At 56.2% G+C, this 9,588-nt stretch carries 11 protein-coding genes and 1 pseudogene; 9 read left to right on the top strand and 3 right to left on the bottom strand.

Annotation, left to right across the window (positions count from 1 at the left end):
* Together Q7L05_RS10650 and Q7L05_RS10645 are read left to right on the top strand one after the other, a co-directional pair.
* Positions 1–233 (top strand): annotated as a pseudogene (locus Q7L05_RS10650) (antitoxin Xre/MbcA/ParS toxin-binding domain-containing protein); the annotation flags it as partial.
* 743 nt (positions 234–976) lie between these two features.
* A complete protein-coding gene (locus Q7L05_RS10645; protein ID WP_303905967.1) occupies positions 977–1,258 on the top strand; it encodes a GIY-YIG nuclease family protein in 282 nt (93 codons plus the stop codon).
* Between the two features lie 109 nt (positions 1,259–1,367).
* On the opposite strand, the gene Q7L05_RS10640 is transcribed toward Q7L05_RS10645, so the two are convergent.
* The gene (locus Q7L05_RS10640; protein ID WP_303905964.1) at positions 1,368–1,553 is read right to left on the bottom strand and encodes a hypothetical protein; all 186 of its coding nucleotides are present in this window, start codon (positions 1,551–1,553) and stop codon (positions 1,368–1,370) included.
* 83 nt (positions 1,554–1,636) lie between these two features.
* On the opposite strand from Q7L05_RS10640, the gene Q7L05_RS17520 reads away from it, so the two are divergent.
* Complete coding sequence (locus tag Q7L05_RS17520) at positions 1,637–1,837, top strand: helix-turn-helix transcriptional regulator (RefSeq protein WP_411293334.1); 201 nt, start codon at positions 1,637–1,639, stop codon at positions 1,835–1,837.
* A 66-nt stretch (positions 1,838–1,903) separates the two neighbouring features.
* Here the strand turns inward: Q7L05_RS17520 and Q7L05_RS10635 are convergent, their stop codons facing one another.
* The gene (locus Q7L05_RS10635; RefSeq protein ID WP_303905961.1) at positions 1,904–2,113 is read right to left on the bottom strand and encodes a hypothetical protein; all 210 of its coding nucleotides are present in this window, start codon (positions 2,111–2,113) and stop codon (positions 1,904–1,906) included.
* A gap of 99 nt (positions 2,114–2,212) precedes the next feature.
* Between Q7L05_RS10635 and Q7L05_RS10630 the strand changes: the two genes are divergently transcribed.
* From Q7L05_RS10630 to Q7L05_RS10615, 4 genes are all read left to right on the top strand, one after another.
* On the top strand, positions 2,213–2,869 hold the full coding sequence (locus tag Q7L05_RS10630) for a type IV toxin-antitoxin system AbiEi family antitoxin domain-containing protein (RefSeq protein ID WP_303905958.1): 657 nt from the start codon (positions 2,213–2,215) through the stop codon (positions 2,867–2,869).
* Positions 2,862–3,716, top strand: coding sequence for a nucleotidyl transferase AbiEii/AbiGii toxin family protein (locus Q7L05_RS10625; protein WP_303905956.1), 855 nt, complete (start codon positions 2,862–2,864; stop codon positions 3,714–3,716). Before Q7L05_RS10630 ends, Q7L05_RS10625 begins: the two co-directional genes overlap by 8 nt.
* A gap of 529 nt (positions 3,717–4,245) precedes the next feature.
* On the top strand, positions 4,246–5,280 hold the full coding sequence (locus Q7L05_RS10620; protein ID WP_303905953.1) for a YecA family protein: 1,035 nt from the start codon (positions 4,246–4,248) through the stop codon (positions 5,278–5,280).
* 76 nt (positions 5,281–5,356) lie between these two features.
* Positions 5,357–7,213: a 3'-5' exonuclease gene (locus Q7L05_RS10615; RefSeq protein WP_317623118.1), complete on the top strand. Its 1,857-nt coding sequence runs from the start codon at positions 5,357–5,359 to the stop codon at positions 7,211–7,213.
* 244 nt (positions 7,214–7,457) lie between these two features.
* Here the strand turns inward: Q7L05_RS10615 and Q7L05_RS10610 are convergent, their stop codons facing one another.
* On the bottom strand, positions 7,458–7,640 hold the full coding sequence (locus Q7L05_RS10610) for a hypothetical protein (protein ID WP_303905951.1): 183 nt from the start codon (positions 7,638–7,640) through the stop codon (positions 7,458–7,460).
* A gap of 91 nt (positions 7,641–7,731) precedes the next feature.
* On the opposite strand from Q7L05_RS10610, the gene Q7L05_RS10605 reads away from it, so the two are divergent.
* A complete protein-coding gene (locus tag Q7L05_RS10605) occupies positions 7,732–7,932 on the top strand; it encodes a helix-turn-helix domain-containing protein (RefSeq protein ID WP_303905973.1) in 201 nt (66 codons plus the stop codon).
* 229 nt (positions 7,933–8,161) lie between these two features.
* A complete protein-coding gene (locus tag Q7L05_RS10600; RefSeq protein WP_303905948.1) occupies positions 8,162–8,761 on the top strand; it encodes a hypothetical protein in 600 nt (199 codons plus the stop codon).
* The last annotated feature ends 827 nt before the right edge of the window (positions 8,762–9,588 follow it).

Below are 9,588 nucleotides of genomic sequence, written 5' to 3'. Positions count from 1 at the left end.
GGGACTGGACCCCCCAAGGCGCGGTATGGCTTAACCCGGAAAAGGAGGATAAAAAGCTAAAGGCGCAATGGGGAAATCGGACAACTCTTTTGACAAACACCGGAGACGAGGCTCGGATGATCAACTGGTTGCGGCGGGAGCATAAGGCGCTGGGCAGCTCGCCGTTTTATCTCATAATCGATGAGGGGCGCCTGGCGGATGTGGTGGCGTATATGGAGCAGGACGAATCATAATAGACCGGATTCACTAAGCCGGAACGCCAACACTAGCCAACTGTCCCATCTACTCCATCAGCTTGCAGAAAAGCAAATACAGAATGGGAAAAAGGAACAGCAGCCTCGTTGAAGACCTGTTTGAGGCCATCGCTAGGGGATCCTTCCGGGTCGTACCCCTTTCGATAGACGCTTGCCAGAAAAGCCTATCTGCTGAAGGTAACTAGCCTATGCTCACGTTCAACACGCTTCTACAAAGGGGCAAAGTGGACCCTGTCGAGGTAAAGCTCGTACGTCATAAAGACACTCGATATCCAAACAGGCCCACACCTTTCGCGTTGTGGATGGCGAAAGATCCCGATTTTGAGCTTTATCAAGCATTACAAAGTCGTCCTGTTTTGGACCACGCGAACTACATCGCAGCATTTATAGTTGCCCCAATGGGAGAAACGGTATTCGCGGGGATCTATAGTGTGTACGGCCGGTCTCAGGCGCCTAAGGACCTGCTATGTCCGATTAACGGGACTGCCGGTGACCGTTATTTATACAAGATGGCGCAAACGGAACATCTAGCGGAATACCAAGGCCGGATTGTCATAGATTGGGGCGAGGGCTTTCGCAGTTGGGTCTAACGTGCAAATAGGCAGGATAAGACAGTCCTTGAGCTGCGTCGTGAGATTTCCGAACCTCCTTTTCCGGGCTTCCTTGATTTTCGTGCCCGCTTAAGTGAATTGGCGCGAATACCACAATCTTGGCGTTCAGCCTTGGAATCTGTAAACGGCATCTATTTGCTGGCCCATCCGTCAAACGGCAAGCTCTACGTTGGATCGGCTTACGGTGACAGTGGTCTGTGGGGGCGCTGGGAATCTTATTTGGATAACGGTCATGGTGGGAATGTGATGCTGAGGCAGCTTGGTAAAGCGGATTATCAGGTGTCAGTTCTAGAGGTGGCTTCTTCAACGACCTCCCTGAATGATGTCATTGAACTCGAGAATCGTTGGAAAGAAAAACTGCTCACCCGAATTCATGGACTAAACCGAAATTGAACTTAATCAGCCCCGGCGCTTTGTTCGGTCTTCAAGGAAAAGGGGGTCGCATCACCTCCGTGATTTCCAAGCCCCCCGTGGAATACGCCCGGCGTGAAAGATTTGCGCGTTACCTCGGGTCGTCCCATTTGAGCTTTTTAAGCTTTATCTGTCCCATTTCCAAAGCTTCCCGCAATAGATAAAGCATCCACTTCGACTCAGGTTCGTTGGCTTGGGCCCATCTGGTGATTAGTGCCTCCAGTTCGGCATTCTTTTCTTTGAGCCGCTCTATCTGTTTCGTAGTTCGTTCCGGCATCTGAACTCTCCGTCCACATGTGAACAGGGGTAAGCTACCAAGGATGTGCACATGTGAACAAGGGGCTATGTTCATATTTGAACATGAGCCTGGCCGAGACACTTGCACGGAATCTACGCACCAGAAGGGGCGATCTGACTCAGGAGCAGTTTGCACGCAAACTGGGGACCAGTCGGCCCACGCTTACCCGTCTGGAAAGTGCCGCTCAGAACACCACCATCAAGACCTTGGAGCAGATATCCAAAGCGTTGAAATGCGACGTCTGCGAATTGTTCAGGGATTAGCCAAGCGACTGTTGCGCTGCTGTTGAGATGCGATAAGGGACTGCCGACCGGCAGCCCCTTTTATTTTCAGCCCCACTCTTTCCTCGACACAAACCAAACATTCATCGGATCATGCGGCAGCAAGTTATGTCGCTGTCGAGCAGCTTGGGTTGCGCTGGGTGTCGCCCCAAGGATGCGGTGGTTGTCCTCGCCCTGGCGGAACATGTTCCCCTTCGCCAGCGCCCAGGTGGAGTTGATTGCCTTTTGGTCGCAGAGCGCATAGTTCAATTGGAACACTAGCGACCCTCCTGCACTATTTCGGTGTCATTTTATTCCAGTTACTTTCACTTTATGGAAGTTTCTGGAATAATTTGTCTATTGGTCATGGAGGCGTGAATGACACCACTGGCAAGACAGATTATCTCTGAGGGGCGGGGCAACCGTGTCCTTACGGAGCGTCAGCTGGCACGGCTGGTCAAGGGGAGTGATCAAAGCCGCTACGGCCTGGTGAATCGGGCGCTCAAGGCCGGGGAGCTGCTGCGGGTAAAACGCGGGCTCTATGTTCTTGCCAACGAACTGCGCGAAGTGCCGGTTCACCCTTTCGCTCTGGCTCAACATATCGTGCCGGGGAGCTATGTCACCGGCGAAACGGCACTGGGTTTCCACGGATGGATCCCGGAAGCCGTGCGTACCGTCTTGAGCGCCACCGCCACCGGAAAGTCGGTTACCTATGAGCACGAGAGGCTGGGCAGTTTCGAATTCCGGCGCATGACGGTAAGGCCGGGTTACTTTCTGGAGGCGGTGTCCCGCGAGGTTCTGAAAGGTCAGGTGGCGCTGGTCGCGAGCCCAATTCGGGCCTTGATGGATTTGGTCTACCTGAGAAAGCGGCCGTGGAAGGGGCTGGGCTTCCTGCTTGAAGGCTTACGCATCGATGAAGAGTCCCTGATGAGGACCTCTTCCGCGGAGATCATCCCCATGCTCGAGGTGTACAAGGGAAAGCGGGAGCGGGAGTTTATCGAAGAGCTACTAAGGGAGTTGGGCTTGGATGATTGAAATGATCGAAAAGCGTTTAAAGGAATACAAGGCTTCCGATCCCCACGAGGAGGAGAACGCCCTCAAGGAGATCATGCAGGAGATCCTATTGTTTGCCTTATGGCGTGCAGGTTTCTTCGAGGTGGCAGCCTTTCAGGGTGGGACCAGTCTGAGGATTCTTCATGGCCTGCGGCGCTTTTCCGAGGATATCGACTTCATCCTGAAGGAGCCGGATCCGGCTTTCTCATGGTCACCTTTTCTGGAAGTTCTGGAAGAGACAAGCAAGGAATTCGGGATTGCCCCCGAGGTCCTGGACAAACCACACATGGACGGCGCTATCCGTGCAGCCGTAATCAAAGACAACTCCATTGCCAATCAGTTGAACCTGGCGTTTATGAACGGCCAGCCGGACAAGAAGCTCAAGATCAAGCTGGAAATCGACACTAATCCGCCGGAAGGCTCGGGGTTCGAATACAGTTACCTCGACTTTCCGGTGGATTACGAGGTGTGCCATCAGGACGTCAGCAGCAACTTTTCATTGAAGACCCACGCACTGTTGTGTCGTGAATATCTGAAGGGACGCGACTGGTACGACTTCACCTGGTATATCGCCCAGGGCGTGACACCCGACCTGCCGTTACTGGAAAATGCCCTGATTCAGTATGGGCCGTGGCAGGGTAAGGAGTTGAAGCTGGACCGGGAGTGGTTGGTGCAAGCATTCAAAGAAAAGATTGGGACAATCGATTGGACTGAAGCTGCCGAAGATGTGCGGCGCTTTCTCCGCCCGGTCGAAAAGAAAAGTCTGGATCTTTGGAGCGAGCGCTTTTTCATGAGCAAAGTCGATAAACTCGATAACTTGTTAAGGTAGCAGCAAGGGCCAAAAACAGGCTCCTCCTCAGCGTAAACAGGAACAGGCCAAGTTTTTGCCAGGCGTGAGGGGACTGACCGAAGTACGCGTTAATCTCAGTTGACCTCGGGTGAGCGCGCCGTTTTTGAAGCTATGCAGGGAATTGTCCCTGATTGCACCTGGGCAGGATGCGCCCTGGGTTTCCCGGCTGCCGTGGGATACGCCCGGCGTGAAGATTTTGCGTGTCAGCTCGGGTTCTCGCGTGTGAGCTTTTTAAGTTTATTCGTTCCATCTCCAGCGTTTCTTTCACCGGAAGATCGAGATTCCCGCCGAGTACAACTGGCAGAGTCTCAAATCCAAAAAGGGAGCTGCGCTGGAGGGGCACGCCACGTGACCCAGTCCGGCGGCGTTCAGGGAAAGCGTGACAAGCCTGGATAAGTTTTATGAATTTATGGTTGAGACCGGCCTCACAGAAGAAGGAGACTACCTCTTCTTGGCCGGTCCGTGAAAGAGAATATGCCGGAATGGCTGGCCCAATACGGGAGTGATTATGGCTGGTGAAAAAGTGGGGCGAAATGCCCCGTGCCCCTGCGGCAGCGGCCGGAAATACAAGCACTGCTGCCTCGGACAGGCGACGCCGTCCTTGTCCGCGCAGATGGAGGCGACCAAGGAGGCGCTGCAAGCGGCTTTGGCCGGAAAGGATTTCGATTCGATAGAGGACGTACAGGCGGAGCTTGATCGGTTCATGGCCGGTTTCAATGCCGCTCCGATCCCGGAGTTCCACGGATTATCGAGTGACCAGGTTCATCGCTTCCTCTATTTCCCTTTCGATACACCGGAACTCGTCACCTTTTCCGATCCCTTGCCGGTTGAGCCGGAGGCGCCCATCGTGACGCTCTTCTCAGCGCTGGTCGAGGGCATCGGCGAGAGCGGGGTAAAGACCACGGTAAAAGGCAACCTGCCGCGCAACCTGGTCCGCCAGGCGGCTATGGCGTACCTGGGGGAGGAGGGATACAGGGAGCATACGAGGCTGTTTGGCATTAGCCGCGAGGATGATTTCTACTCGGTGCATGCCACCCGGTTGGTGGCGCAACTGGCCGGTCTTGTCCGAAAGTACCGGGGACGGTTCGTGCTGACCCGTAAGTGCCGGGACACGCTGGAGCGCAAAGGCATGGCAGGCATCTACCCCCAACTTTCCCGCTCGTTTGCGGAGAAGTTCAATTGGGGCTATGGCGATGGCTATCCGGAACTCCCTTTCATTCAGCAGTCGTTCCTCTTCAGCCTCTATTTGTTGAACCTTTATGGCGATGAGGAACGCCCGCTGTCGTTCTATGAGCAGAACTATCTGGATGCGTTTCCTGCGCTGTTGGAGGAGGTGGAACCGCGGCCATACGCCCCTGCAGAGAAGACCGCGGCTCGCTGCTATTCGCTGCGAACCTTTGAGCGCTTCGCCAAATTCTTTGGCTTGGCGAGCATCAAAAAACGCGGTCTTTTCTACGATACACATCCCGAAGAGAGTGAAACACGGAAAACACCTTTGCTGGAGCAGGTCGTTCATTTTGCATCGGGGACCGAGACTCGATAAGGCTGGATCTCGTGCTCCAGACAGCCGAATTCGTACAAGGCGTTTCTGAAAGCAAGAATAGAAGCATAGGGATTCGATGGCAGAGATCATTCCGCAGCTTAACCGTCAGACCCTGGGTCGCATGACCTCGGGCGAGAAGCGCTTCGCCCGGCGTCTGGAGGCGCTGCTGGAAGACGATTACCTCGTCTGGTACGACATCCCGATCGGGCGCAACCGGCGCTATCCCGATTTCATTGTTCTTCACCCATCGCGGGGCCTGCTTTTTCTGGAGGTGAAGGACTGGAAACCGGCCAACCTCAAAAGGATGAGCAAGGCTGAGGTTTCTCTGCTGACCAATCAGGGCCTGGTGACAAAGCCGCATCCCCTGGAGCAGGTGCGCCAGTGTGCCTACGGAGTGATTTCAAAGCTGCAACGCGACTCGTTGCTTTGCGAAAAACAGGGGCGATACCAGGGCAACCTGATCATGCCCTATGGCTGGGGCGTGGTGTTTACCAATGTCACCCGCAAACAGATGCAGAAGGCGATTCCGGACGAGCACCGTGAAGGACTGCTGCCGGATCATTTGGTCATCTATCAGGACGAGATGACCGAAAGCGCGGATGCCGAGACTTTCCAGGAACAGCTTTGGGGGATGTTCAATTACCATTTCGGGGGAACCCTGACGCTCCCGGAAATCGATCGGATTCGCTGGCATCTCTTCCCTGAGATCCGCATATCGGACGATGCCCAGGTGGACCTTTTCGCACCGGACGCCGACGACGCCTCGGAGATGGAGGAGGCGTTGCCGGATATCGTTAAGATCATGGATATCCAGCAGGAGCAGCTGGCGCGAAGCATCGGCGAGGGACATCGCGTAATCCATGGCGTGGCGGGCTCGGGGAAGACGCTGATCCTCGGCTACCGGTGTCTGCACCTGGCGCAGGCCATGAGCAAGCCGATCCTGGTGCTCTGCTTCAACATCACGCTCGCGGCCAAGCTGCGCGCCTTCATCTCCAGCAAAGGCATCGGCGGGCAGGTGCAGGTCTATCACTTCCACGACTGGTGCGGCGAACAGCTCAAGACCTACCACGTCGATGTTTTAGAGTCGGATGCCCCTTATTTCGATCGTCAGGTGGAGAGCGTCATCGAGGCCGTCGACAAAGGCCATATTCCACGGGCGCAGTACGGTGCGTTGCTCATCGACGAAGGCCATGACTTCGAGTCGGAGTGGCTAAAGCTGGTGGTGCAGATGGTGGATCCGGAGTCGGACTCTCTTCTGCTCCTCTACGACGATGCGCAGTCGATTTACAAGAAGCACTCCGGCCTCGGCTTCAGCCTCTCCAGCGTGGGTGTGCAGGCACGGGGTCGAACGACGGTGCTGCGACTCAATTATCGCAACACCCGCGAGATCCTGAGTTTCGCTTATGCGTTCGCCCGGGAATACCTCGACCCGCAAACCGCCGATGAGGACCACATCCCGCTCATCGAGCCCGAGGCCGCCGGCACCCATGGGCCGCCCCCTGCTGTACGGCAATTCGACTCTCTCTCGAATGAGGTTGAGTACACGGTGCAGTGTCTGAAGAAATGGCAAAGACAGGGCATACCCTTGGGCGACATCGCCGTACTCTACGGGGCCACCTACCAGGGCCGGCAGCTCGCGGTGCGCCTCGGCAAGGAAGCTATTTCCCACGCCCTTCTGGATTCGAAAAAGACCAAAGCGGCCTACCGTCCCGGAGCGGATAGCGTAACGCTACTGACCATCCACAGTAGCAAGGGACTGGAATTTCCCCGGGTGATCATCATGGGAGTCGGGCAGTTGGGAATGAAGGAGGAGCGCCGGCAGGACGATGCACGGCTGCTCTACGTGGGGATGACGCGCGCGCAGCAGTACCTGGTACTGACCACGTCCGGCGACAACGAATACAGCCAGCGACTACTGAGTACAGCGGACTAGCCCCGCAGAAACAGGAAAAAGGGTCGTATTCCCTTATCTCCAGTCCTCGGCAAGACTATTGCCTGAGTTGCTGGTTAACTGTTTTCAACGGTTCGCACAGGCCATCCGCTGTACTCCCAACCGTTGTTGAGTGCTACGAACTCCCGGGACCGGGTTAGGTGATCCGGGCCTATCGGGGGACTGAGAGGAGGCGTGAGCCGTTTTTACTGCTATGCCGCACCGACCGATGTGAAAGACTTTCGTGTTAGCTCGGGTTCTCGCGTGTGAGATTTTTAAGCTGTATTCGTCCCATCTCCAGCGTTTCTCTCAATAGATAGAGCATCCATTTCGACTCTGGGTCATTGGCATGGGCCCACTTGGCGATCAACACCTCCAGTTCGGCGTTCTTTTCTTTGAGCCGCTCGATCCGAGCATCTGTATCCGTCATTGGCTTCCATGGCTCCTTTGTCCATATGTGAACAGAGCTAAGCTACCAAAGATGTGCACATGTGAACAAGGGGCTATGTTCATATTTGAACATGAGCTTGGCCGAGACACTCGCACGGAATCTCCGCACCAGAAGGGGCGATCTGACCCAGGAGCAGTTTGCGCGCAAACTGGGCATCAGTCGGCCCACGCTTACCCGTCTGGAGAGTGCCGCTCAGAACACCACCATTAAAACCCTGGAACAGATTTCCCGGGCCTTGAAGTGCGATGTCTGCGATTTGTTGCGTGATTAAACGCTATTCAGGCCAGCCCACCAACGTGCGTTAACGCACTCGCACCACAATCTTGCCGTACGCGTGTCTTGGTCGGGTTGCAGCTCCGGCTTGGGCAGATCGCCCCGTTCGACGGGATCTAAAGACAATCGGGTATGTCTCCGATTATTCCCCAACAGGACGTAGTCTAGACTGGTGACATACAAGCACCCGCTTGGGTTGCCCTTTAGATTGGCGATGGATGCAAGCCATGACCCGGTTGTTACTCCCGCTGCTGCTTGGCCTCTTCCCAGCCTTTGTCGCTGCAGCCGAGGTGTCCCTGCTCTATGGCCGTCAGGGTGGAGGCCAACTGGAAGACCTCGACAGCGGAACTAGTCTGGATTTGGCCGAAGAGCCGGTGCGCGGCCTGCTTATCGGTACTCCGCTCGATGCAAGGCGCGACCTGGAGTTACTCTACGGTCGCCAGAAGACGCGCCTGCGGGACAACGCGGCCGTTGGCGAGGAGGCGCTGGCGGCCATAGATATTCACTACCTGCACTTGGGCGGGACGGTGCTCTCGGACCACTTCGAGGGGTGGCAAGGCTTTCTAAGTGGGGGGCTTGGCCTTACCCACTTCAGTCCACGCCCCGGCGGGCAGGACTCGGAAACGCGCGCCTCCCTGAGCGTGGGCCTGGGCGCCCGCTGGATGGCGACCCGGACCGTTGGGGTCCGGCTGGAGGCGCGCGGGTTCGGCACGCTATTCAACAACAACACGAGCGTTTTCTGCAGCGGCGGTTGCGCTTTTGCGGTCTCCGGCGATCTGTTGACCCAGTATGCCGTTATGGGCGGAGTCGTTATCCGCTTTGATTAAGGCGTGGGGATTTCACTGTTCTGGCCGGAAAAATTCACGAATTAGCCGCAAAACTTCCGTTCCTGCTCACGCCCCTCACCTACATCCATGTGGGCGAAGACGCCAAGAGCGCAAAGAATTCAATGATGGCTTATTGGCACATATGGCCGAGAGCCATCGGAAACGGCAGAACCGCGGGCGATCCCGGAAAATTACGGCAATCGAAACTTTGCGGTAACTACTCACCCTTTCCGTCATCCCCGCGTAGGCGGGGATCCATTTTGAGCCACGTTTCTGTCTTCTGGATCCCTGCCTACGCGGGGATGACGGATTTCCCGGGCCGTGCGTGATCACCGGGGCGAGCAGTTATTGCGCCAGGCAAAGCTTGGTGAAGGGGGAAGCGATGTAACAGGAAAGACAAAGCGGAAACCTTCTATGTGACCCCACAGGTGAAAGTCCTGTTCGGAAAGGATTGGCTATCCACCGAAACCGAGTGTTGCGTGGTAGTGGAGCGATCCCTGCTGCGAAGCGTACACAGGGGGCATGCAGGCCGTGTGATAGAGCCTCGAAAGCGCCTCATTGCGGAGCCGACGTCGTTAACTAGGCGGAAGGCAACAGCGTTTCACCGAGAACTAGCCTGAGGTGAACGCCCGCCGGGGTCGAAGAGCAGGGCATGTATGCAAGGGTCACCCAGGAACCTGGGAGGGCTCGTTGGCTCCTTGCGGGAAGGCGGTGCGGGCACCGCCAAAGAAGCCGCCCGGGCCCAGCGCGAGGGCTCGACGCGCCGGGAGCGAATAAGAGCAAACGCAAGGTAGTGCCAAGCGAAGGCAACGAAGTGCGGCGCGACG

Origin of the sequence: Thiohalomonas denitrificans, from assembly GCF_016841685.1 — a bacterium.
Lineage (GTDB): Bacteria > Pseudomonadota > Gammaproteobacteria > Thiohalomonadales > Thiohalomonadaceae > Thiohalomonas > Thiohalomonas denitrificans_A.
Note: the sequence above shows the minus strand (reverse complement) of the source record. Positions and strands in the feature narration are given on the sequence as shown.